Source organism: Streptomyces sp. BE20 (assembly GCF_036322525.1).
GTDB lineage: Bacteria > Actinomycetota > Actinomycetes > Streptomycetales > Streptomycetaceae > Kitasatospora.
This window is the reverse complement of record NZ_JAQYWW010000904.1, coordinates 105,631-129,111: the sequence shown is the minus strand read 5'-3', so window position 1 is coordinate 129,111 and position 23,481 is coordinate 105,631. Positions and strand designations below refer to the sequence as shown.

Genomic DNA, 23,481 nt, shown 5'->3' with positions numbered 1-23,481 from the left:
ATGGATCCTCTGTTCAGGAAGTGAAGAAAGGAGGAGATCTTCAGGAGAGACGGCTTCGGGAGGTAAGGACTCAGGAGGGCCGGGCGAGTGGGGTGACGGTGACCCCGGCCGGGCCGGCCAGCAGCAGCGACCGGTCCGGGACGGCCGTCCAGTCCGGGTGGTCGTCGGAGGGCTCGGAGGCCACCAGCACGCCGAGGCCGGGCACCGTCCGGTGGTGCAGGGTGTCGCCCCAGGCCGTCGCGGCGACGGCCCGTCCGTCGGTGAGCAGCAGGTTGAGCCGCCCTTCCGTGTGGGCGGTCACGTCCGCGACGGTGCCCGCCAGCGCCTCGCCCAGGCCCGCGCCCGCGCGCAACCGGTGCAGGGTCAGTGCCCAGAGCAGTGCCGAGTCGGTCCGCGCCACCAGCCCCAGCAGTTCGGCGGGCGGCAGCAGCGATGCCACCGCGCCCAGTCGCTCCGGCCAGCCGGCCACGGCGCCGTTGTGGCTGAACAGCCAGGGTCCGGCGGCGAACGGCGCGGCGGCCTCCTCGCCCGCCGCGCAGCCCTCGGTGGCCGAGCGGACGGCCGCCAGCAGCGCCCGGGTGCGCAGGACCCGGGCGAGATCGGCGAAGGAGGCGTCCGCCCAGACCGGCCCGGCCCGCCGGTAGCGGGCCGGGACCTCGTCGCCCTCCGCGTACCAGCCGAGGCCGAAGCCGTCCGCGTTGACCGTGCCGTACTGCTGGACGCGCGGTGCCCAGGACTGCCGGTAGAGCCCGAACGGCGGTGCCACCAGCAGCTCCCGGGGTGCCACCGGTTCTCCCAGGTAGGCGAGGTGTCGGCACATCAGCCGGAATCCACGTCGGCGGCGGTGCGGAACCCGGCGAAGATCTGGCGCCGGATCGGGTAGTCCCAGTTGCGGAAGGTGCCCCGGCAGGCGACCGGAGCCACGGCGAAGCAGCCGCCGCGCAGCACCTTGTGCTCCGGCCCGAAGAAGACCTCCGAGTACTCCCGGTACGGCCAGGCGCGGAAGCCCGGGTACGGCCGGAAGTCGCTGGACGTCCACTCCCAGACGTCACCCATCAGCTGCCGCACCCCGTACGGGGACTGCCCGGCGGGGTAGCTGCCGGCCGGGGCCGGGCGCAGGTGCCGCTGGCCCAGGTTGGCGTGCTGCGGGGCCGGTGACGCGTCGCCCCAGGGGTGGCGGCGCGAGCGGCCGGTGGCCGGGTCGTGCCGCGCGGCCTTCTCCCACTCGGCCTCGGTCGGCAGTCGCCGCCCGGCCCACCGTGCGTAGGCGTCCGCCTCGTACCAGCTGACGTGCAGCACCGGCTCGTCGTGCGGTACGGCCTCCAGCACGCCGAAGCGACGGCGCAGCCACTGGTCGCCGTCCCGGCGCCAGAACAGCGGGGCGGTGAGTCCGGCCTGCTGCCGGTGCTCCCAGCCCTCGGGCGTCCACCAGCGCGGTTCGTCGTAGCCGCCGTCGGCCAGGAACCGCAGGTAGGCGCCGTTGGTGACCGGCGTGGTGTCCAGCCGGAAGGCGGGCAGGTCGACCCGGTGGGCGGGGCGTTCGTTGTCCAGTGCCCACGGTTCGGTGTCGGTGCCCATGGTGAACGGCCCGGCCGGGACCAGCACGTCGGCGGGCAGCCCGGCCGCGTCCGCCGGGGCGGGCGGCGGCGGGGGAGCGGCCAGGGCCGGCTCGCCCCGGCGGAGCTGATGGGTGATCAGCATCGTCTCGTCGTGCTGCTGTTCGTGCTGGGCGATCATGCCGAAGGCGAAACCGGCGTCCAGCAGGGGTGCGCCCTCCAGCGGGCTGGCGGCGAGCAGGTCGAGCACCCGGCCGCGGACGTCGTGCGCGTACGCGCGGGCCTCCCCGGGCGGGAGCAGCGGCAGCCTGGGCCGCTCGGCCCGCGGGTGCTCGAACGCGTCGTAGAGCGGGTCGATCTCGGGGTGCATCGGGTCGCGGCCGCCGATGTTGCGCAGCAGCCAGAGCTCCTCCTGGTTCCCGATGTGCGCGAGGTCCCAGACCAGCGGGGACATCAGGGGGGAGTGCTGGGCGGTGAGGTCGTGCTCCCCGACGCAGTCGGTCAGTGCGGCGGTGCGGGCGCGGGCGGCCAGCAACTCGGAAGCGATCGTCTCGCGCAGGGTCTCCAACGGCAGCGCGTCCAACAGCAGCGCGTTCGTCGGCGGCGCGCCCGGCGGCAGGGGGGTCGGGGAGGGAGCGGTCGGCTGTCCCGGTGCGGGCGTGCCGGCCGGGCGGGCGTCGCGCACGGTCCGTGCCGCGTGCGCGTCAGCGGCGGTGCGGGCGTCGTCGGTCATGGTGCGGCCTCCTCCGGGGGAGTGCGTAGGCTGCCGGAGCGCAGGGCGTCCAGCTGGTCGTCGGCCGGGCAGCGGCCGCGCGCGGGGTAGCGCTCGGCGAACTCGGCGACGACGGCGCGCAGCCGTTCGGCCCCGGGCATCCGGCCCAGCGCGGCGTCGGCGGCGGCGAAGCAGGTCAGGGTGGCGCGGCGCAGCTCGGGGTCGGCCACGGCCAGGGTGGCGGCCCGGCGCCAGACGTCGCTGCGCGGCGGGCGCGGTCCGTCCGGGCACTCCAGCGGCTCCAGCGCGGCGAGCGCGGCGTCGGCGGCCACCGGGTCGTCCAGCAGGGCGGTGGCCAGGGCGGCGGGGACGATCCAGCCGTCGCCGGGCTGGGCGTCGATCATCCGCAGCTCCAGGTAGCCGTGCGGGCGGACCGGCGGGAAGAGCGTGGTGCGGTGGTAGTCGAGGTCGGCCAGGGTGGGCGGGCGCTCGCCGCGGCCGCGCAGCCAGTCGCGGAAGGTCAGCCCGGCCGGCGCGGTCCACGGGAGGCCGTCGTGACGGCGGACGCAGAGGACCTCGGCGTCCAGCACGTAGCGGGTCCAGGTCTCGCGCGGGTCGCCGTGGTCCGGTGACGGGGCGAGCGTGCGGCTGGGGTCCATCCGGGACCAGACGGTCTGGCGGGTGGACCGGTGGCCGGTGGGCCGGCCGTCCAGCAGCGGAGAGTTGGCGAAGGCGGCGACCAGGACGGGGCCGAGCCGGTGGGCGAGGCGCCATCGTCGGTCGAGCGAGTGCGGGCCGCTCTCCGCGCCGGAGTCCAGACAGACCTGGAGGGAGGCGGTGCCGGTCATCATGATGCGGCCCCAGGGGCCGGCCGAATTGAAGAACCGTTCCATCGCCACGTAGCGCGGGTGGTCCAGCACCATCTGGCGGGGTCGGGCCAGGGGGTCGGTGCCGGTACCGGTGAGCCGCAGGCCCTGCGCCGCGAAGGCGGCCCGCAGGGCGGCGAGGTCACGCCGGGTGTCGGCGACGCAGCCGGTGAGGCTGTCGGCGGGCGGGGAGCTGAGCTCTACCTGGCCGCCGGGTTCGAGGGTGAGACGGGAACCGGAGGGGAGTGAGGTCCCGTCGGGGCCGCCGAGCGGCAGTGCGTTCAGTGCGGCGTGCAGTCGTTCCGGAAGGACGGGGTGGGTCGGACATCGGTCGTCGTGGACGAACCACTCCAGCTCGACGCCGACCAGGCGGGGCGGCCCGATCTTGAAGCAGACGCCGGCCATGTGGCCGCGCGCCTCGGACTCGGTGAGCGGGGTCACCGTGGTGGGGCTCCCACCGGGGCGGAGTGCGCCTCCGGGGGGGCCGGCGGCGGACGGCCCGCCGCTCTGCCGGTCGGGCGGGCTGGTCGGTCGAACGGGTATCACCGGACTCACCATCCTCGGGATCACGATTGCGGCCCGGTCTACTCTGCCCAGTCTGCTACGGACCATGCGGAGTCGCCCCACAAACATCTGCTGCAGAGGATTCACCGCAGGTCAGAAGGGGTACAAGAGGGTGAATCAGGCCCAGTGCCGGGCCTTCGGCGGCTCCCCGAAGCAGCCGTTCCGCAGCCGTTCGGCCGCCGTTCGGCCGCCGTGCGTGGCCGTCCGCCGACCTCGGCCGCCGTGCCTCGCCGTCAGGCCCCGTCCGCCGGACCGGCCCCGAGGTGGGCGGCCAGGCCGCGCCGGCCGCGGTGCATCATCACGGCGTGGTTGGCCCGGAACAGCAGGTGGGCGGGGACGGCGAGGCGGCGCAGCAGGGCATTGGCCGGGCGGGCGTCCTCCTCGAAGAGGACCTCGGAGCCGCCGGCGCCGTCCGCCGTGACCGTCCAGCGCGACCAGCCGATCAGGTCGGCGTCCATGGCGGCCTCCAGCACGCCGGCCCCGTGGTCCCGTCGGGTCGTCGTGAGCCGGATCACCAGCCGGTACGGGAGCAGGGCGCGGACCAGCACCTCCCCGCTGTCCGGGCCGGTCTGCCGGACGTCACGGATGTCGGGCCACCAGCGGGGGTAGCCCGGTACGTCCTCCAGGGCCGCGTACACGGCGCCCGGCGGTGCGGCCAGGCGCCACGTCCCGCGGAACCGGTAGTGGTTGAGATCCACGGGCGCACTCTAGTCCGGGCGGGTCCCGGCCCGGCCCGGGTTCGGCAGGTTCGCCGGGTCCGGCGGGTCCGGCGCGAACTCGACCGGGAGGACCACGGCACTCCGCTTGCACGCATTCGGCGTGCGGAGGAGGATCTTTTGTGCTTGTAGTCTCATCAGTCACAGCCGCCCCTCCAGGCGGCCGGTTCACCGGAAGACGAAGCGAAGGAGTTCCGAGGATGCGGCGACCGAACTGGGTACCGGAAGGCACGGACCTGGACAAACCGAACGCCGCGCGGGTCTACGACTACTACCTCGGAGGCTCGCACAACTTCGAGGTCGACCGGGAGATGGCCCGCAAGGCGATCGCCCTCTGGCCCGAGCTGCCGCAGATCATGCGCTCCAACCGCGCCTTCCTGCGCCGCGCCGTGCAGTTCACCGCCGAACGCGGCATCACCCGCTTCCTGGACATCGGCTCCGGCATCCCCACCTTCGGCGCGGTCCACGAGATCGCCCGCGCGATCCGCCCCGAGGCCCAGGTGGTGTACGTGGACCGCGACCCGGTCGCCGTCGCGCACAGCCGCCTGCTCCTGGAGGGCGACGAGGGCTGCTCGGCCGTCCAGGCCGACGTCCGCGACATCGACGACCTGATGTCCCGCCCCGAGGTGACCGACCTGCTGGCGGCGGGGGAACCGGTGGCCGTCCTGCTGGTCGCGGTCATGCACTTCGTCGAGGACCAGGACAACCCCTGGAAGCTGATCGAGGTGATCCGCGACGCCCTCCCGCCGGGCAGCGCCCTCGTCCTCTCGCACGCCTCCCTGGAAGGCCGGCCCGACCAGGCCGAGGACCACCAGCGGCTGTACAAGATGACGCCCACTCCGCTCACCATGCGCACCCACGAACAGATCACCACCATGTTCACCGGCTTCGACCTGGTCGAGCCGGGCGTGGTCTACCTGCCGCAGTGGCGCCCCGAGCAGCCGGAGGCCGTCGGCCGCAACCCCGAGCGGATGACCGGAGTGGCAGGCGTGGGGTTCCGCCCGTGATCGGAGCACCGGAGCCGAGCAGCAGCGCCGAACGGTTCCACGCGGACTGGGCGCGCCTGCTCTCCGGTGACCACGGCACGGCGGTCCATCCCGGCCTGGTCGGCCGGCTCGTCTCCCGGACCGCCGCGCTGCTCCACCGTGCCCAGCTGGAGGAGCCGTTCGAGCCCCAGCTGGCCGCCGAGGCCGGGGCCCACCTGGTCGAGGCGCACTTCATTGACCCGGTGGTGCTGGCCCGGGCGGTGGAACTGCTCCAGCAGCAGCCGACCCCCGACGGCCGCGGACCCGCCCTCAGCGGTGCGTTCGCGGCCGGCTGGGCCGCCGCCCTGCGCGAGCGCACGCTGCGCGAGCAGGAGGCCATCCGCACCGCCGCCGACGTGGCCCGCAAGGAGGCCGAACGGGCCCTGCGGGCCTCCGAGGCCCGGTTCCGGGCGCTGTTCGAGAGCGCCGCGATCGGCATCGGCATCGGCGACACCGACGGCAACATCCTGGCCGTCAACAAGGCGCTCCAGGAGCTGTTCGGCGCGGGCCCGGAGGACATGACCGGCCGCCGCGTCGGCGACCTCGTCCACCCCGAGGACGCCCCGGGCGTCTGGGAGGCGTACGAGGACCTGATCAGCGGCAAGCGCGAGTACTTCCAGTTCGACAAGCCGTACTACCGGCAGGACGGCGAGGTGGTCTGGACCCACCTGACCGTCTCGCTGATCCGGGACGACGACGGCGTCCCGCAGTACCAGGTGGCGATGCTGGAGGACGTCACCGACCGCTACCGGCTCCAGGAGCGGCTGCGCCACCAGGCCACCCACGACCCGCTGACCGGCCTGCCCAACCGCGCCGCCTTCTTCGAACGGCTGGAGAAGCTCTTCGAGGACCCGGACCCGGGCGCCCGGTTCGGCCTCTGCTACGTCGACCTCGACGGCTTCAAGGTGGTCAACGACAGCCTCGGCCACGACACCGGCGACCAGCTGCTCGCCGCCGTCGCGGCCCGGCTGAAGGCCGCCCTCAGCCCGCTCGGCCACCTGGTCGCCCGGCTCGGCGGGGACGAGTTCGTCGTCCTGCTGGAGAACAGCCGGGGCGAGCAGGAGGCGGTGGCCGCCGCCAAGACCGTGCTCAAGGCGCTCGCCGGGCCGGTGCTGATCGGCGACCACAAGCTCGCCGTCGGTGCCAGCGTCGGCGTGCTGGAACGGAGGGTCTCCACCACCACCCCCGGCGCCGCCGTCCGCGCCGCCGACCTGACCCTCTACCGCGCCAAGGAGGCCGGCCGGGGCCGCTGGACCCTCTTCGACCCCAAGGAGAACGCCCGCGCCGTCTCCCGGTACGCGGTCTCGGTGCGGATGCCCGCGGCCCTCGACCGGGGCGAGTTCTTCATCGACTACCAGCCGCTGTACGCGCTCGCCGACGGCCGGCTGGCCGCCGTCGAGGCACTGGTCCGCTGGCGCCACCCGCAGCTCGGCGTGCTCGGCCCGGACGAGTTCGTCACCACCGCCGAGGAGACCGGGCTGATCATGCCGCTCGGCCGCTGGGTGCTGGAGCAGGCCTGCGGCCAGGCGGCCGAATGGATCAAGCGGTTCGGCGACGCCGCCCCGCAGCTCAACGTCAACCTGGCGGTCCGCCAGGCCCGCAGCGCGGCCCTGGTCACCGACCTCGGCCGGATCCTCGACACCACCGGCCTCGACCCGGCCCGGCTCCAGCTGGAGATCACCGAGTCCACCGTGGTCGGCCCGGAGGACGAGGCGCTGCGCACCCTGCACGGGCTGGTCGGCCTCGGCGTCTCGCTCGCCGTCGACGACTTCGGCACCGGCTGGTCGAACCTCGCCTACCTGCGCGACCTGCCCGTCTCCGGCCTGAAGATCGCCGGCTCCTTCGTCGGGGACCTGCACGACCCGGCCAAGGACGAGTCGACCGGCTGGCGGATCGTCAGCGGTCTGGTCTCGATGGCGCACGCCCTCGGGCTGACTGTCACCGCCGAGGGCGTGGAGACCCGGCGGGACGCCGAGCGGCTGCGCCGGATCGGCTGCGACTGGGCGCAGGGCTGGCACTTCGGCCGCCCGGTCCGCCCCGCCGAGATCGCCCGCCGCATCGTCGAGGAGCCGCAGGGCCGCCCGGTCCCGCCCGCCTGAGGCGGCGTCCGGCGCAGCTCCGGGCGTCGAGCTGCGGACGTCCCGTCCTGCCCGGCCCTGCCCGGCCCGGCCCGGCCGACTGTGCGAGGCCCGACCCCGCCCGGCTGCCCGGCCCCGTCGTGGTCCTCAGCCCACCAGGCGGGAGAGCTCGATCGAGTGTCCCGTCCGCTCCACCTTGGCCCGCAGGTAGCGGACGTCGGAGGGGGACAGGTGGACGCCGGTGGGCACCCGGTCGTGGACCGTGACGCCCAGGCGGGTCAGCTGGGCGGCCTTGTCCGGGTTGTTGCTCAGCAGGTCGATCCCGGTGACGCCCAGCGCGCCGAGCATCCGGGCGGCCGCGGTGTAGTCGCGGCCGTCCTCGGGCAGACCGAGCGCGGTGTTGGCGTCGTACGTGTCCAGGCCGGCATCCTGGGGTAGCGGTACACCTCTCCACCTTGTGCCCGACCTGCGTAAATGGGTTGAGGTAACCGCCTAGGTACCCGTCTCACCGGCCGTGGCCCGAGCCTTGCTCAAAGCTTCACGCCGGGCTTCGTTCGAGTAGGAGCGCAGTCGCGCCATGGTCAACTCGGCTTCAGCCAGCTCTTCAGTCGGCACGTAGACCACCCGGTTCTCTGGACCCTCCCCGACTATTTGGACTTCGAGCCCGATCAGGCCACGCTGCGGTGTCGGCATCATGCGGTGATCTTAGGCAGTGATCCACTTTGGGGTTCGGGGCGGCCTCGTGGACATCCGGGATTCGGGGTGCGCCGCAGCTGCTACTTCAGCAATAGGTGCGTGTCACGGGAACAGGCGGTAGGCGTCGAGGGCTCGTGCCTGGGTTTCCCGGCGGGTGCGCGCGGTGTGCTGGGCGGCCTGCTTCCGGGTGCGCAGGGGGACGTCCCAGGCTCGGAGGCGGCGTTTGACCCGGTCAGGGGTGACGCCGTAGTGCTGGGCCAGCGCCTGGGCGGACGTGCCTTCGTTGTAGAGCCGGACGGCCTCCTCGCGGTCCACCCGGGGGTCGCTGGTGGCGGGGCCTTTGGTGGCCCCCCAGGTCCGGAGCCACTTGGTCATGATGGCCGCGGCGTCCGGCGGCGTGGGGCCGGGCGGCCTCTCGGGCTGCTTCTCCGGGTCGTGGCCCATACTGATGACTCCTCACACTGCGGGGTTTCCGGTCACCGGCAGGTGCCGGGGTCCTTCGGTGTTGCGGAACCCGCTCCGGCCGGCCGCCTGCCAGGGATGACGGCCGGAGCAGGAATCTGGGTGGCCCACAAGGGCCGGTGCTGCACCCACCAGGGAACCGGCGGCGGCAGGCCGCCCCACGCCCGCCGCCGGCCCGCCCACAGGCCGCCGATGCCGAACACCGGAGCCGCGTAGGGGTCCATCAGCGCAGCCGGGGGTGGTTGGCCTCGCGCACCCGCGCCAGCAACCGGGCGCGGCGAACCCTGTCCCCCTCCGATAGGGGCGCCTCGCCGAACTCCTCCGGCGTGAGGACCGGCCGGGGCCCGGACGCCTTTCCCGCAGGCCACCGGTGGGCCTTCAGCCAGGCGAACGGATCCACCGGCCCCAACTCCTCGGCGGTGCTGTCCAGGGCCGCCTGAACCTCGTCCTGGTCACTCACCGGCCACCCCCGACGCCACGCACTCCCCGTCCTCGACGTGCCGGGCCCGGTTGCGCGCGAGCATTCGCCCGATCGTCGGGTGCTCGGCCTGCGGGTACTGCGCCTCGGCCCGGTCGAAGAACGCGCACCCCGGACACTCGTCGGCGTCCGGCGGTACGTCGTGCGGACGGGCCGCGACCTCACGAAGGCTCACGCCGCGCCCCTGTCCGGACACACGTCCCTGCCGCAGGTGCAGGGCGGCCACTCCCGCAGGATGGCGACCCTATCCGGGACGGAATCCGCGGTGACGCGGTCGGCTTCCGTCGGTTCCTGTAGATCCGTCGTCTGCGACATTCGCCGTGGCTCCCGTCTCCAGCCCTGATTCGTAGTCAGAACGGTAGGAAGTGCAGCCAGATCACGGCCACGAAGTTCTACGGGATTCCACGCGAACTGACGGGGATCACCCAAGTAGCGCAGCGGCTGATGTGATCAACTCCCGGGCGGCGGCACCATAGACCGCCAGCTCGGCCAGTTCGCCGAAGGTCTCGGCGTACAGCTTGATCTCACTGGGTTGGGTGATCGTGAGATACCCGGAGACCAGTTCAACATTGACCTGGGCGTTGTCGAAGATCCAGAAACCCTCGGCCGGCCAGCGCATCCGGTCCGGCCGCATTGGCACAACTCCCAGACTGGCGTTGGGAAGTGAGCCGACCGTGGTCAGGTGGTGCAACTGGTCGCGCATCACGCCACTGCCGCCGATGCCGCAGCGCAGAACCGACTCCTCAACCAGGAAAGCGAATCGGCGATCACCCGCGTACAGCACCTGCTGGCGCTCCATACGGGCCGCAACAGCTGCCTGTACATCGTCGACCAGCCCTCGGCGCTGCCGGATCGCCTGGAGCACCGCCGTTGTGTATCCCGGAGTTTGAATCAGTCCGGGCACCAGCCACGATGAGTAGGACCGGAACCGATGGGTGCGCTCGTACAGGGGCAGCCGGGCTTCCTGTGCGGCCTTGAGACCCGCGCGCTCCAAGCGCCGCCACTCGATGAACATGCCTTCAACGGCCCGCAGAGACGCCACCAAGTCCGCTGCACGCTCATCCGCGCCACAGGCCCGGCACCACTCCCGGATGTCATCCTCTGATGGCGGCGTGTGGGCGTTCAGCAGTCGGGAGACCTTGGACGGGTACCACCCGCACGCCGACGCCAACTCTCGCCCTGTTAGCCCAGCGTCCCGCTGAATCTCGCCGAGCCTGTCAGCGAGATTCTGGCGGGCGCGCTGGACGCTTGAAGATGCGGAGACAGCCATGAACAGCTACCGATCAGGCGGGACGGTACTCCGCATGGGGAGTCGCCCGTTCCCAAGCTGCTTCGTAGGCCGTCAGGTACCGCTTAGCCAGCTCCGGATCGGTCCGGACCTCCATCTTGCCCTCGGCCCACTGTCCGTTGCCCGTGAAGTGGTGCAGGATCACCACCTCGTCGTCCATCACCCAGCCGTCCAGGCCGGGCAGCAGAAGGTCACCAGCGCGGGAGCGTGGCAGCCACCGCACATCCTCGCCCGCCGCGACATTCGGGAACGTCACGTCGTACTCGTATCGGATGTAGTCGGTGACCGGCTCGGAGACCACGCGCAGCCGCCGCATCACGACTCCTCGGCCGGTCGCCTCAGCAACGACGTCCAGCCAGGACCGCCACCAGGATGCGCGGTCGGCGGGGTCAAGACGCTTGCCGTCCTGCCAGGCGATGAACTCCGGGTCGTCGAGCATGTAGCTGTCCCGCATCTCCAGATGAACCGCAGAGCGCTGGGCCTTCGCCAACTGCTCACGAACCGCTGTTGCCACCGCTGTTGTCCTCGTCCTCGGGCCGGGGGATGAACTGGATCATGTTGGCGGGCAGCCGGATCATGAACTCGTGGTCCGGGATGTCCGTGGTGTGACCGGGGACCGAGCCGACCTCCTGCGCGGCCCTGATGTCGTCCTCGCTGGCCTTGTACGACTGGATGAGCAGATCCCCGGTCTCCGTCTCCCGCCAGATGGTCGGGGAGCCGTCGTCCGGAGTGTTCGGGTGGATCCCCAGGAACTCTAGAGCCATGACTGCCTCCGATGTCGATCAGGTTCTACGTAGTTCCAAGGGTGCCGGCCCGGCGTGCTCCCGTCAGGCGAATGTCCCAGTCCTCAAGGTGTTGGCCGGATCATCGAACACTCGGGCGGTCAGATGCGGTTGCCCCAGCGGTGGGCGGCGAGGCTGCGGGCGGCGTTGGAGCGGCCCGCCGGGGGCTCTTCGGCGGGGAGGCGGACGCGGGCGATCAGGCGGCCCGCTTCGGCGCGGAGCTGGCGGGCCTCGGCGATCAGGGGGTGGGCGACCATGACGCCGTGGCGGGTGCCTCCGGCGATCGGGCGACCGTTCGCGCGGACCTGGTCGTCGCAGTGCGCGGCGTCGCGTAGGTGGTGTTCGGCGAGGCGGAGCGCGGCGTCCTCTTGGGGGTCTAACTCGATCTCCAGGGCGGCGAATCCGGCGCGCAGGTCGGTGATGATCTCGTTCACGGGAAGACTCCTTTCGCTACTGTGGGTGGATGGGCGTGACGCTGTGCACATGAGGGTTGGTCCATGCCCATGCGCATCGGTGCTGAGCTGCTATGACGCCCCGGAGAAGAAAGAAGCGCGCCTCACCGCTCATGAAGTACTGGTCCCCCGCGCGACGCAGGCGCAGCAGGGTGGAGAGGAACAGGAACTCGGCGTCCGGGTTGGCCTCCCATGCTTCGTGGTTGACCACGTCGCGGTAGGTCAGCCCGAGGGCGTTGCACCACGTGAGGTAGCGCGCGGGGGTAGGGGTCTTGTCCTCGGCCTCCCAGGCGTCGACGGTGGCGAGGTGGACGCCGACGCGGTCGGCGACCTCGGCGACCGTCAGGTCCAGGGCCTTGCGGCGGGCGTTGAGGGTGATCGGGTGGGCCGGGCGACGCCGGGCTTGTACGCGGACAGGTTCTCCCGGAAGATCCGGCCGACCGCGAGACGGTTGCGGCGGGCCCATTCCCGGCCCTTCGTCTCCTGCGCCTTGAGAGACAGGATGTCGTGCTTGGCCACCCCGCGGACCACCTGCGATTTCCGCAGCAGCAGGTTCACCGTGGGAAGGCTCTTGGCCTCGCGCGCCATGCGATCACTCTCCAGTCAGCGGCGCGCACCCGCACCTGGAGAGGTGCCGGGCTGATTACGCGCTCCGCAGGGCGTACGCGTCGAGCTTGTTGTACAGCCCGATGCCCCGGCCCTCCTGCCGCAGGTAGAGCAGGTACCCGCCGGCCGTCGTGATCCGCTCCACCGACTCGCGCAACTGCGGGCCGCAGTCGCAGAGGTCCGAGCCGAACACGTCCCCGGTGAGGCACTCCGAGTGCAGCCGCACGAGCGGTGTGCCGCCCGCCGGCACCTCGCCGAGGGCCAGGGCGAGGTGCTCCGCGCCGTCCGCCGGCCCGTGGAAGGTGGACACCTCCGCGTCGGCCCGGTACCCGTCCGGGAACGTCAGCGGGATCCGGACGCGGGACCGCACGGTGGCGGCACCGGTCTGCGGCGGACGGGTTCCCGCGGGTCGTGAGTTCCACTCCGGTCTCGGACGGAATCGTTTGTGCGCGGCCATTTCCCGCCGTGCGTGCGTGCGGAATGTGACGAGATTTCGTTCGTGCCCGAGGAGAACCGCTTCGGGATATCTTCGGCGGGCGGTGACGGTGCTCCCGGCCCGGGCCCGGGTGAATTCCTTTCGGGAGAATCCCGGGCGCCGGTCGAAGGCCCGGTCACGGCGGTGGGGGCGGACGGGTCGGTGCTTCGTGTGGTTCCGGTGCGTCTGCGACCGGTCGACCGGGTTGCCCGGAATGCGGAAGGCGGCGGACAAATGCGGCCGACGGTGGGAGACTGACCCCCGTGTGAGCGGTCCGAGCTTGCCGCACCGGTGCATGTCGCACCGTGACGCCCTCAATGGCGAGGGGGACCGCCGGCGCTTCCCCGGAGCGGGAGCGCCCTGTCTGTCGACCACGGAAGGTCCTGAGAGATGCCGGCTACCCCTGTGTCCGTGGCGTCGCATGACGCCGGGAACCCTGTCATCGAGTCGCTCTACGCCGAGGTACTGCGGCGGAACCCGGGAGAGCCGGAGTTCCACCAGGCGGTGCGGGAGGTGGTCGAGACCCTCGGACCGGTGCTGGAGCGGAGGCCCGAGCTGGTCGACGCCCGGATCGTCGAGCGGATCGTGGAGCCGGAGCGGCAGCTGATGTTCCGGGTGCCGTGGACGGACGACCAGGGGCGGATCCACGTCAACCGCGGGTTCCGGGTGGAGTTCAACAGCGCGCTCGGGCCGTACAAGGGCGGGCTGCGGTTCCACCCGTCGGTCAACCTCGGGATCGTCAAGTTCCTCGGCTTCGAGCAGATCTTCAAGAACGCGCTCACCGGGCTGGGCATCGGCGGCGGCAAGGGCGGTTCGGACTTCGACCCCAAGGGGCGGTCCGACGCGGAGATCATGCGGTTCTGTCAGTCCTTCATGACCGAGCTGTACCGGCACCTGGGCGAGCACACCGACGTCCCGGCCGGGGACATCGGCGTCGGCGGCCGGGAGATCGGCTACCTGTTCGGGCAGTACAAGCGGATCACCAACCGCTACGAGTCGGGCGTGCTGACCGGCAAGGGCATCGGCTGGGGCGGTTCGCAGGCGCGCACGGAGGCGACCGGCTACGGGTGCGTGCTGTTCACCGCCGAGATGCTGCGGGCCCGGGGCGAGGACCTGGACGGCCTGCGGGTGGCGGTCTCCGGCTCCGGGAACGTCGCCGTGTACGCGGTCGAGAAGGCCCAGCAGCTCGGGGCCACGGTGGTCACGGTCTCGGACTCCGCCGGCTACGTGGTGGACGAGAAGGGCATCGACCTCGCGCTGCTCAAGGAGGTCAAGGAGGTCCGCCGAGGTCGGCTCACCGAGTACGCGGAGCTGCGCGGCAGCCACGTCCGGTACGCCGAGGGCACCGGTGTGTGGAGCGTGCCGGTGGACGTGGCACTGCCGTGCGCGACGCAGAACGAGCTGACCGGTGCGGACGCGCTGGCGCTGGTCCGCAACGGGGTGCGGGCGGTCGCCGAGGGGGCCAACATGCCGACCACGCCCGAGGCGGTCCGGGTGTTCCAGGACGCCGGGGTGGCCTTCGGCCCGGGCAAGGCGGCCAACGCGGGCGGGGTCGCCACCAGCGCGCTGGAGATGCAGCAGAACGCCTCGCGCGACTCCTGGTCCTTCGCGCGGACGGAGGAGCAGCTGGCCGGGATCATGCGGCACATCCACGACTCCTGCCACACCACGGCCGAGACGTACGGCCGACCCGGCGACTACGTGCTGGGCGCCAACATCGCCGGCTTCGAGCTGGTGGCGGACGCGATGCTGGCGCAGGGCCTGATCTGACGCGTCGCCGTAGCCGTATCCGCACCTCCCCGACCGGTCCCCGCGGCCGGTCGGGGAGGTGTTCGTCGTCGTGTCGCCGTGTCGCCGTTCCCGGGCCGCGGTGACGCGGCGGCCGACCCGACCGGAGCGGGCACAGGATGTCGGGTGCGGCCCGCGGGCGCTGCCTACGGTGGAACGCAGTAGGGGAAGGACGGGGCGCGGATGCTGGAACGGCTGAACCAGGCCATGGAGTACATCGAGGAACACCTCGACGGGACGGTCGAGGTGGCGGAGCTGGCGCGGATCGCGACGACCTCGGAGTACCACTTCCGGCGGCTGTTCTCGGCGCTGGCCGGGATGCCGCTGTCGGAGTACCTCCGGCGCCGACGGCTCACCCTCGCCGGGGCCGAAGTGCTCTCCGGCGAGCGGACGTTGCTCGATGTCGCGGTCCGGTACGGCTACACCTCCGGCGAGGCGTTCGCCCGGGCGTTCCGTGCGATGCACGGGGTCGGCCCGGGGGAGGCGCGGCGCGGCGGTGCGGTGCTCGTCTCGCAGCCCCGGATGTCCTTCCGGCTCGTCATCGAAGGGAGCAGCAGCATGCAGTACCGCATCGTGGAGAAGCCGGCGTTCCGGGTGGTCGGCAGGCGGGCCCGGGTCCCGCTGGTCCACGTGGGGGTCAACCCGGCCATCGCCTCGTTCATCAGGGGGCTCGGCCGGGAGACCGTCGACCGGATCGCGGCCCTCTCGGACCAGGAGCCGGACGGCGTCGTCTCGGTCACCGAGTTCTTCTCGGACAGCCGGGAGGAGGGCGTCGAACTCGACTACTACCACGCGGTGGTGGCCGGTGCGGAGGTCGAGGTGCCGGAGGACCTGGACGTGCGCGAGGTCCCGGCCGGCACCTGGGCCGTCTTCTCCAACACCGGGACGTTCCCGCAGGCGTTGCAGGAGATGTGGCGGGACGTCTACACCCAGTGGTTCCCGTCCAACCCGTACGAGTCGCGGCCCGGCCCGGACATCCTTCGCACCCGTTTCCCCGTGGAGGCGGGGCAGGCCGAGGCGGAGATCTGGGTCCCGGTGGCCCGCGCGGGGCGGTGACGGACGACGGCTGACGGTGCCCGGCGGGCAGCGGGCAGCGGGCGCCGTCCGTCCGCGCCCGTCCGCCGGCCCGGCCCTCCGCCCGTTCGGCCCAGCACCACCGGCCCGCCCGACGCCCCGCCCGCATGCTGGGCGGGGAAGTACCGAGGCGGCCGGGGGCCGGCGAGCGAGGAGTGGATCGAGGATGGCCGAGGCGTTCGGGTTCGTCGACTACGGCGGGCCGGAGAAGCAGGAGTTCCTGGACCGGCCCGTGCTGGAGCCGGGACCGGGACAGCTCGGGATCGCGGTGCGGGCGGCCGGGGTGAACCCCGTGGACTGGAAGGTCCGCCGGGGTCTGCTCGGCCGGGACCGGGAGCTGCCGGCCGTCATGGGCCAGGAGGCGGCGGGCGTGGTGGAGCGGGTCGGGCCCGGGGTGACCGGCTTCACGCCTGGCGACGAGGTGTTCGGGATCGCGGCGGCCGGGGCGTTCGCGGCCCAGACGCTGCTGCTCGCGCGGATGAGCGCGCCGAAGCCGGCGGAGGTCGGCTTCGACCAGGCCGCCACCCTGCCGGTGGCGGCGGCGACGGCCGACGACGCGGTCCGGGACGTCGGGGTGGGCGCCGGGCAGACGCTGCTGATCCTCGGTGTCTCCGGCGGTGTGGGCAGCGCGGCCGCCCAGATCGCCCGCAGCCGGGGCATCCGCGTCATCGGCACGGCGAGCGACGCCAACCGCGGCTACGTGGAGTCCCTGGGGGCGGTGCAGGTCCGGTACGGCGCCGGGGTCGCCGAGCGGATCCGGGCGGTGGCCCCGGACGGGGTCGACGGGATCCTCGACCTGGTCGGCGGCGACGACGTGCGGGCCGCCGCGACCACGCTGGCGGACCGTTCCCGGTTGGTCGCCACCTCCGACCCGGCCGCCGCGGCCGAACTCGGCGGCCGGTTCGTCACCCGCTCCACCACGCCGGAGACGCTCGCCGCGCTGGCCGGGCTGGTGGCCGCAGGCGAGCTGGACCCGCAGATCAGCGCCCGCTACCCGCTGGCCCGCGCCGCCGAGGCGCTCGCCCTGGTCGAGTCGGGCCACGCGCGCGGGAAGCTCGTCCTCGAAGTCGCCTGAGCGGCGTCCCCGGCCACCGATCCATCCCGGTCCGCCCGGACCGCCGAACACCCCTGAGGAACGCGGATGAAGATCGACGAGGTAGCGGTCGGCGGCCCCTGCTGGGTGGAGCACGGCAGCACCGACCCCGTGGCGGCCCAACGGTTCTACGGCGAGCTGTTCGGCTGGCGGCACGAGACGGACGAGCGGCCCGAGGCCGGCGGGTACACCTTCATGAGGCTGGACCGCGCGATCGCCGCCTCCGTCTCCCCGCTGTACGGCGAGGGGCAGCCCACCGCGTGGACCGTCTCGTTCCTGGTGGCCGACGCCGACGACGCCGCCGCCCGGATCACCGGGGCGGGCGGCAGCGTCGTCGTCCAACCGATGGACGCACTCGACTTCGGCCGGTTCGCGATCGCCGCCGACCCGTCCGGCGCGGTGTTCGGGCTCTGGCAGGCGGGACGCCTGGTCGGCGCCGAGGTGCTCAACGCCCCCGGCGCGCTCGGCTGGGTGGAGCTGCTCACCCGGGACCGGGAGGGCGCCGCGGCGTTCTACCCGGCGGTGTTCGGCTGGACGGTCGGCCCGTCCGAGCGGTACACCCAGTGGGGTCTGGCCGGCGACGACTTCGGCGGCATGCTGGTGATGGGTGAGAACTTCCCGCCGCAGGTGCCGCCGCACTGGCTGCCGTACTTCGCGGTCGCGGACGTGGACGTGTCGGCGTTCCGGGCCGGCAACCTCGGCGCGGACGTGCTGATGGCCCCGGCCACGGTGCCGGACGGCCCGCGGATTGCCGTCCTGCGCGATCCGCAGGGCGCGGCGTTCGGCATCTACCTGGCGGGCTCCGAGGGCTGACCGTCCGCCGCCGAGGCCGGCCGGCCCTGCGCGGACCGGCCCGTACCGCGTCCGCGCAGGGCGCCGACCGCGGCGCCCGCCGTCACCAGCAGGGCCGCCGGCGGCACCACGTCCCCGACCCGGTCGTACCAGGTGAGCGCGGACGGCGCGGTCAGCGGCAGCCGGACGACCAGCGTGCCCGTCCCGTCCGTGCCGAGCCGGGCGAGCTCGCGCCCCTGCGCGTCGAAGGCGGCCGACACCCCCGTGAGCGAGGTCTGGACGGCCGGCCGGCCGGTCTCGGCGGCCCGGATCGCGGCCAGCGACACGTGCTGCTCGGGCGCCCAGGTGCGTTGGAACGTCGAGGTCGAGGACTGGTAGACGAGCACCCGTGCACCCGCCCGTGCGGCCGTCCGGGAGAGGTCGGGGAACGCCGACTCGAAGCAGATCAGCGCGCCGACCGGCAGCGCGCCGCCCGCGCGGTCGACGGCCGGCAGGAGGTGGAAGGCGCTGCCGGGGGCCCGGTTCTCGCCGGCCGCCCGGCTGACCCCGGCCACCCAGCCGAGCACCGGCCGCAGCGGTACGTACTCGCCGAACGGCACCAGCCGGATCTTGCGGTACCGGTCGACGATCCCGTCCGGCGAGATCAGCACCGCGTCCTTGGAGATCCGTCCGTCGGCCTTGCGCGCGTCCTCGCCGGCCAGCACCCGGGCGCCGGTCGTGGCGGCCAGCCCGCGCAGCCGGTCGAGCGCCGCCGGGTCACGGTCGAGGTCGGCGGTGGTGCTGGACTCGCCCCAGACGACCAGGTCGACGAGCCGTCCGCCGAGGGTCTCGGTGGCGCGGACACCCGCCTCGAAGCGGGCCTGCGGTTCGTCGACGATGCCGGGCTGGACCAGGGCGAGGGTGATCGCGCCACCGGCCCCGCCCGCCCCGGTCCCGCCCGCCCCGGCCGGTTCGGGCGCGGGTTGCAGGGCGAAGAGCAGCGGCCCGGCGGCGAGCAGACCGGCCACCACGAGGGCGGCCACCGTCCGGGGCCGCCGCTCGGCGGCGGTCAGCACCACCAGGACGGCGGTGTTGACCGCGACCACGGCCGCGCTGACCAGCCAGATCCCGCCGATCGAGGCCAGCGCGAGGACGGTCGGGTGCTGCCACTGGGTGGCGCCGATCAGGGCCCACGGCCCGCCGAGGGCGTGCCAGGACCGCGCGTACTCGGTGGTCAGCCAGACCGCGGCGACGACCACCGGTGCGAGCAGCGCCCGCCGGGTGGTCGGCGGCGGGTGCAGCAGCCCCCACACCGCCGCGCCGACCCCGGCCTGGAGCGCGCCGAACAGCACGGCGAGAAGCGGCAGCGCGGGCCCGACGGACGGCACCAGCCAGTACATGCCGGTGAGGATGAAGCCGGCGCCGAACCACCACCCCCGCACCGCCGCCTCGCGCATCCCGGGTGCCCGCTGCATCAGCAGCAGCCCGGGGACGAGCGCGACCCACGCCAGCGTGGCCAGCCCGGGCGCCGGGAAGGCGAACACCGGCACCGCCCCGGCGGCCAGCGCGGCCAGCCGTGGCCGGTACCGGGCGGCCCGGTCCGGGCGACCGGGAGCGGCGACGGCCGCGGGACCGGCGGGACCGGCGGGACCGGTGAGCAGGGAGCGTCGCGACATGCCCCGTATTGTCCGCTCGGCGCGGCCCGGTCACCAGCCCTGTGATCACCCGAACGGGTCCGGCGTGTCGCGGGACGGCCGTGCGGGTCCGTACGGACCCGCACGATCCCGGAAGGGGCGTGCGAACGCCGTGCGCCGCCCGCGAGGGATCGCGGGCGGCGCACGGGGGACACCACCGGACGGTGGGGCGACGGGCGGGAACCGCCCGGGGCGGATCAGCCCTCCTCGCCCTCCAGGTCACCCTCGGTCTCCAGGAACGCCGCCTGCAGCTGCTCGATCAGCTCCGGGTCCGGCTTCTCCCAGAGCCCGCGGCTCGCCGCCTCCAGCAGGCGCTCGCTGATGCCGTGCAGCGCCCACGGGTTGGCGTCCGCCAGGAACTCCCGGTTGACCGGGTCCAGCACGTACTCCTGGGTGAGCTTCTCGTACATCCAGTCCGCGACCACACCGGTCGTGGCGTCGTACCCGAACAGGTAGTCGACGGTGGCCGCCATCTCGAAGGCGCCCTTGTAGCCGTGGCGGCGCATCGCCTCGATCCAGCGCGGGTTGACCACCCGGGCGCGGAACACCCGGGCCGCCTCCTCGGTGAGGGTGCGGGTGCGGACCGTCTCCGGCCGGGTCGAGTCGCCGATGTACGCGGTCGGCGCCTTGCCGGTGAGGGCGCGCACGGTGGCCACCATGCCGCCGTGGTACTGGAAGTAGTCGTCCGAGTCGGCGATGTCGTGCTCGCGGGTGTCGGTGTTCTTGGCGGCGACGGTGATCCGCTTGTACGCGGTCTCCATCTCCTCGCGGGCCGGCCGCCCGTCCAGCCCGCGCCCGTAGGCGTAGCCGCCCCAGACCGTGTACACCTCGGCGAGGTCGGCGTCGGTGCGCCAGTCGCGGCTGTCGATCAGCTGGAGCAGGCCCGCGCCGTACGTCCCCGGACGGGAGCCGAAGACGCGGACGGTGGCCTTGCGCTCGTCGCCGTGGACGGCGAGGTCGGCCTGGACGTGCGCGCGGACGTAGTTGTCGGCCTCCGCCTCCTCCTGGGCGGCGGCGAGCCGGACGGCGTCGTCCAGCAGGGCGACCACGTGCGGGAAGGCGTCCCGGAAGAAGCCGGAGATGCGCAGCGTGACGTCGATGCGCGGGCGGCCCAGCTCCTCCAGGGAGATCGGCTCCAGGCCGGTGACCCGGCGCGAGGCGTCGTCCCAGACGGGGCGGACGCCGAGGAGCGCGAAGGCCTCGGCGATGTCGTCGCCGGCGGTGCGCATCGCGCTGGTGCCCCAGAGCGAGAGCCCGACCGACGGCGGGCAGGCGCCGTCGTTGTCGGCCCGGTAGCGCTCGACCAGCGAGGCGGCCAGGGCCTGCCCGGTCTCCCAGGCGAGCTTGCTGGGCACGGCCTTCGGGTCGACGGAGTAGAAGTTGCGGCCGGTCGGCAGCACGTTGACCAGCCCGCGCAGCGGCGAGCCGGACGGCCCGGCCGGGACGAAGCCGCCGCGCAGCGCGTGCAGCACGGCGTCCAGCTCGCCGGTGGTGGCGGCCAGCCGCGGCACCACCTGGGCGGCCGCGAAGTCCAGCACCTCGCGGACCGCCGTACGGACCTGCTCCGGCAGCTCGGCGGTGACCTTCTCGACCGCCTCCGGGGCCCAGTCCTCGGCCTCCATCGCCTCGACCAGCTCGCGCGCCGCGGCCTCGGCCGCGTCGGTGGCACCGAGGGTGAGCGCGGACTCGTCCAGGCCGAGCGCCTCGCGCAGGCCGGGCAGGGCGTTGACGCCGCCCCAGATCTGCCGGGCGCGCAGGATGGCGAGCACGATGTTGACCCGGTCGGTGCCGGCCGGGGCCTGGCCCAGGACGTGCAGGCCGTCCCGGATCTGGGCGTCCTTGATCTCGCAGAGCCAGCCGTCGACGTGCAGCAGGAAGTCGTCGAAGCCGTCGTCCTCGGGGCGCTCGTCCAGGCCGAGGTCGTGGTCGAGCTTGGCGGCCTGGATCAGCGTCCAGATCTGGGCGCGGATCGCGGGCAGCTTGGCCGGGTCCATCGCGGCGATGTTGGCGTGCTCGTCGAGCAGCTGCTCCAGGCGCGCGATGTCGCCGTAGGAGTCGGCGCGGGCCATGGGCGGGACGAGGTGGTCGACCAGGGTGGCGTGGGCGCGGCGCTTGGCCTGGGTGCCCTCGCCCGGGTCGTTGACCAGGAAGGGGTAGACCAGCGGCAGGTCGCCGAGGGCGGCGTCGGGGCCGCACTCGGCGGAGAGCGCGGCGGTCTTGCCGGGCAGCCACTCCAGGTTGCCGTGCTTGCCGAGGTGGACCACCGCGTGGGCGCCGAAGCCGCCGTCGGCCTGCTCGGCCGCGATCCAGCGGTAGGCGGCCAGGTAGTGGTGGGACGGCGGGAGGTCCGGGTCGTGGTAGATCGCGACCGGGTTCTCGCCGAACCCGCGCGGGGGCTGGATGAGGACGAGCAGGTTGCCGGAGCGGACGGCGGCGAGCACGATGTCGCCGTCCGGGTTCTGCGAGCGGTCGACGTACAGCTCGCCGGGGGCCGGGCCCCAGTGCTCCTCGACCCGGGTGCGCAGCGCCTCGGGCAGGCCCGCGTACCAGCGGCGGTAGTCGGCGGCCGGGATACGGACGGGGTTGCGGGCCAGCTGGTCCTCGGTGAGCCAGTCCTGGTCGTAACCGCCGGCGGCGATCAGCGCGTGGATGAGGGCGTCGCCCTCGTGCTGGCCCTCGGCCGACTCGTCGAGCCCGGGCAGGCCGGTGCCCAGGTCCATGCCCTCCTCACGCAGCGCGGTCAGCAGCCGCACCGCGCTGGCCGGGGTGTCCAGGCCGACCGCGTTGCCGACCCGGGCGTGCTTGGTCGGGTAGGCGGAGAGGACGAGCGCGAGCCGGCGCTCGGCGGCCGGGATGTGCCGCAGGCGGGCGTGGGAGACGGCGATGCCGGCGACCCGGGCGGCGCGCTCGGGGTCGGCGGCGTAGACGGTGAGGCCGTCCTCGTCCAGCTCCTTGAAGGAGAACGGGACGGTGATCAGGCGGCCGTCGAACTCGGGCACGGCGATCTGGGTGGCGGTGTCCAGCGGCGAGAGGCCGTCGTCGCTGGCCTCCCACTGGGCGCGCGACCAGGTCAGGCAGAGCGCCTGGAGGATCGGCCGGTCCAGCGCGGCGAGCGCGCCGGCGTCCCAGGCCTCCTCGTCGCCGCCGGCCTGCGCGTCGGCCGGGCGGGTGCCGCCGGCGGCCAGCACGGTGGTGACGAGGGCGTCGGCCTCGCCGAGGGCGGCCAGCAGGTCGTCCTCGGCGCCGCGCAGCGAGGCGCAGTAGTACGCCCGGGCCTGCGCGCCCCGGTCCTCGATCGCCCGGCAGAGGGTCTCGACGAAGGCGGTGTTCCCGCTCATGTGGTGGGCGCGGTAGTAGAGCACGGCGATGACCGGGCCGCCGTCGGTGCGGGCGGTGCGCTCCAGCGGTCCCCAGGCGGGGGCGGAGGCGGGCGGCGCGAAGCCGTGGCCGGTGAGCAGCACGGTGTCGGAGAGGAAGGCGGCCAGCTCGGCGAGGTTGGCCGCGCCGCCGTGCGCCAGGTAGGCGTGGGCCTCGGCGGCGATGCCGGCCGGCACGGTGGACAGCTCCATCAGCTGGGCGTCGGGCGCCTGTTCGCCGGTCAGGACGACGACGGGGCGGGGGCCGGCCAGCAGCGCGTCCAGACCCTCCTGCCAGGCACGGCGTCCGCCGAGCAGGCGGACCACGACCAGGTCGGTGCCGTCGACCAGGGCGGGCAGGTCCTCGGGCGTGAGCCGGGCCGGGTTGCCGAGCCGGTAGCGCACCGGTCCCTCGGCGGAGCGGGCGCTGAGCAGGTCGGTGTCGGACGTCGACAGCAGCAGGATCATGCGAAGGCCCTCCCGGCCTCGGAGGCGCCCCGAGCCGAAGGGCACGCCGGCGTGGAATGTGACGAGTGACGAGCGACTGGCGAAGGACGGCGGAACACCGGAGCGGGGGCCCCTCCGGCCCGGCGGCGGGCAGGGAGGGCGTGCGTCAACGGCGGGTCCGGGAGCCCGACGGATCCCTCCGGCCTGCCTGGGGCAGGGAGGGGGAGCGGCCGAGTCACGGTGGACCGGACCGCGGGAGCGGGCATGCGGCGGCGCATGGCTTTTCGAGCCTTCCTCGGGGTCCGCGCCCCGGGCCGGTGGAGGACGGCAGGAGTTCCTGGCTCCCGCGGTCTCCCGGCGTTCCGGTGGACCGCGGTCACAGTGGCGGGACCGCACCGGGCTCGCACCGGTTTCCTCCCCTGCGCCGTCGCTGGCGTGTGGGCGGCCTGCGGGGACCGCCCGCCAGCATCGTACGGGGTGTGGCTGACCTGGGGGAGTGCCC

The 23,481-nt window shown here is 73.6% G+C and carries 20 protein-coding genes, 2 pseudogenes and 1 riboswitch; of the genes and pseudogenes, 6 read left to right on the top strand and 16 right to left on the bottom strand.

What is annotated here, in order from left to right; all coding sequences use genetic code 11:
- Window positions 1-70: 70 nt before the first annotated feature.
- The 4 genes from egtC to PUR61_RS19985 form a co-directional block, all read right to left on the bottom strand.
- Window positions 71-820 carry an ergothioneine biosynthesis protein EgtC gene (egtC, locus tag PUR61_RS20000; protein ID WP_329880396.1) on the bottom strand — a complete coding sequence of 250 codons (750 nt, stop codon included), beginning with the start codon at window positions 818-820 and terminating at the stop codon, window positions 71-73.
- Window positions 820-2,289, bottom strand: coding sequence for an ergothioneine biosynthesis protein EgtB (egtB, locus tag PUR61_RS19995; RefSeq protein WP_329880394.1), 1,470 nt, complete (start codon window positions 2,287-2,289; stop codon window positions 820-822). The genes egtC and egtB overlap by 1 nt, the downstream gene beginning before the upstream one ends.
- Window positions 2,286-3,575 carry an ergothioneine biosynthesis glutamate--cysteine ligase EgtA gene (gene egtA, locus PUR61_RS19990; RefSeq protein ID WP_329880392.1) on the bottom strand — a complete coding sequence of 430 codons (1,290 nt, stop codon included), beginning with the start codon at window positions 3,573-3,575 and terminating at the stop codon, window positions 2,286-2,288. The genes egtB and egtA overlap by 4 nt, the downstream gene beginning before the upstream one ends.
- 356 nt (window positions 3,576-3,931) lie before the next feature.
- Window positions 3,932-4,396: an SRPBCC family protein gene (locus PUR61_RS19985; RefSeq protein WP_329880391.1), complete on the bottom strand. Its 465-nt coding sequence runs from the start codon at window positions 4,394-4,396 to the stop codon at window positions 3,932-3,934.
- 218 nt (window positions 4,397-4,614) lie between these two features.
- On the opposite strand from PUR61_RS19985, the gene PUR61_RS19980 reads away from it, so the two are divergent.
- Window positions 4,615-5,421, top strand: coding sequence for an SAM-dependent methyltransferase (locus PUR61_RS19980; protein WP_329880389.1), 807 nt, complete (start codon window positions 4,615-4,617; stop codon window positions 5,419-5,421).
- A complete protein-coding gene (locus PUR61_RS19975; RefSeq protein WP_329880388.1) occupies window positions 5,418-7,538 on the top strand; it encodes a putative bifunctional diguanylate cyclase/phosphodiesterase in 2,121 nt (706 codons plus the stop codon). The genes PUR61_RS19980 and PUR61_RS19975 overlap by 4 nt, the downstream gene beginning before the upstream one ends.
- A 126-nt stretch (window positions 7,539-7,664) precedes the next feature.
- On the opposite strand, the pseudogene PUR61_RS19970 reads toward PUR61_RS19975, so the two are convergent.
- From PUR61_RS19970 to PUR61_RS19925, 10 genes and pseudogenes are all read right to left on the bottom strand, one after another.
- Window positions 7,665-7,949 (bottom strand): annotated as a pseudogene (locus PUR61_RS19970) (GTP cyclohydrolase); the annotation flags it as partial.
- Between the two features lie 366 nt (window positions 7,950-8,315).
- The gene (locus PUR61_RS19965) at window positions 8,316-8,657 is read right to left on the bottom strand and encodes a hypothetical protein (RefSeq protein WP_329880387.1); all 342 of its coding nucleotides are present in this window, start codon (window positions 8,655-8,657) and stop codon (window positions 8,316-8,318) included.
- A 241-nt stretch (window positions 8,658-8,898) separates the two neighbouring features.
- Complete coding sequence (locus tag PUR61_RS19960; RefSeq protein ID WP_329880386.1) at window positions 8,899-9,135, bottom strand: hypothetical protein; 237 nt, start codon at window positions 9,133-9,135, stop codon at window positions 8,899-8,901.
- A complete protein-coding gene (locus tag PUR61_RS19955) occupies window positions 9,128-9,328 on the bottom strand; it encodes a hypothetical protein (RefSeq protein ID WP_329880385.1) in 201 nt (66 codons plus the stop codon). The genes PUR61_RS19960 and PUR61_RS19955 overlap by 8 nt, the downstream gene beginning before the upstream one ends.
- A gap of 246 nt (window positions 9,329-9,574) precedes the next feature.
- Window positions 9,575-10,423 carry a helix-turn-helix domain-containing protein gene (locus PUR61_RS19950; protein WP_329880383.1) on the bottom strand — a complete coding sequence of 283 codons (849 nt, stop codon included), beginning with the start codon at window positions 10,421-10,423 and terminating at the stop codon, window positions 9,575-9,577.
- A gap of 13 nt (window positions 10,424-10,436) precedes the next feature.
- Entirely contained in the window at window positions 10,437-10,955 is a 519-nt protein-coding gene (locus PUR61_RS19945; protein WP_443034480.1) for a DUF6879 family protein, read from the bottom strand.
- Entirely contained in the window at window positions 10,936-11,205 is a 270-nt protein-coding gene (locus tag PUR61_RS19940) for a hypothetical protein (RefSeq protein WP_329880381.1), read from the bottom strand. The genes PUR61_RS19945 and PUR61_RS19940 overlap by 20 nt, the downstream gene beginning before the upstream one ends.
- A 119-nt stretch (window positions 11,206-11,324) precedes the next feature.
- On the bottom strand, window positions 11,325-11,657 hold the full coding sequence (locus PUR61_RS19935) for a hypothetical protein (protein ID WP_329880379.1): 333 nt from the start codon (window positions 11,655-11,657) through the stop codon (window positions 11,325-11,327).
- A gap of 16 nt (window positions 11,658-11,673) precedes the next feature.
- On the bottom strand, window positions 11,674-12,141 hold the full coding sequence (locus PUR61_RS19930; RefSeq protein ID WP_329880377.1) for a helix-turn-helix transcriptional regulator: 468 nt from the start codon (window positions 12,139-12,141) through the stop codon (window positions 11,674-11,676).
- Between the two features lie 186 nt (window positions 12,142-12,327).
- Window positions 12,328-12,738 (bottom strand): annotated as a pseudogene (locus PUR61_RS19925) (hypothetical protein); the annotation flags it as partial.
- 408 nt (window positions 12,739-13,146) lie between these two features.
- Here PUR61_RS19925 and gdhA point away from each other — a divergent pair.
- The 4 genes from gdhA (at window position 13,147) to PUR61_RS19905 (ending at window position 17,524) form a co-directional block, all read left to right on the top strand.
- Window positions 13,147-14,526: an NADP-specific glutamate dehydrogenase gene (gene gdhA, locus PUR61_RS19920; RefSeq protein ID WP_329880376.1), complete on the top strand. Its 1,380-nt coding sequence runs from the start codon at window positions 13,147-13,149 to the stop codon at window positions 14,524-14,526.
- Between the two features lie 201 nt (window positions 14,527-14,727).
- The gene (locus tag PUR61_RS19915) at window positions 14,728-15,600 is read left to right on the top strand and encodes an AraC family transcriptional regulator (protein WP_329880374.1); all 873 of its coding nucleotides are present in this window, start codon (window positions 14,728-14,730) and stop codon (window positions 15,598-15,600) included.
- 184 nt (window positions 15,601-15,784) lie between these two features.
- The gene (locus PUR61_RS19910) at window positions 15,785-16,693 is read left to right on the top strand and encodes an NADP-dependent oxidoreductase (protein WP_329880372.1); all 909 of its coding nucleotides are present in this window, start codon (window positions 15,785-15,787) and stop codon (window positions 16,691-16,693) included.
- A 66-nt stretch (window positions 16,694-16,759) separates the two neighbouring features.
- A complete protein-coding gene (locus PUR61_RS19905) occupies window positions 16,760-17,524 on the top strand; it encodes a VOC family protein (protein WP_329880370.1) in 765 nt (254 codons plus the stop codon).
- Here the strand turns inward: PUR61_RS19905 and lnt are convergent.
- Both lnt and cobN read right to left on the bottom strand, forming a co-directional pair.
- Window positions 17,500-19,158, bottom strand: a complete 1,659-nt coding sequence (gene lnt, locus PUR61_RS19900) for an apolipoprotein N-acyltransferase (protein WP_329880368.1) — start codon at window positions 19,156-19,158, stop codon at window positions 17,500-17,502. The two genes, PUR61_RS19905 and lnt, sit on opposite strands and share 25 nt — an antisense overlap.
- A gap of 215 nt (window positions 19,159-19,373) precedes the next feature.
- Window positions 19,374-23,000 (bottom strand): cobaltochelatase subunit CobN, encoded by a 3,627-nt coding sequence (gene cobN / locus PUR61_RS19895; RefSeq protein WP_329880366.1) that lies wholly within the window; start codon window positions 22,998-23,000, stop codon window positions 19,374-19,376.
- Window positions 23,001-23,328: 328 nt separating this feature from the next.
- Window positions 23,329-23,394: riboswitch (cobalamin riboswitch) on the bottom strand.
- Between the last annotated feature and the right edge of the window lie 87 nt (window positions 23,395-23,481).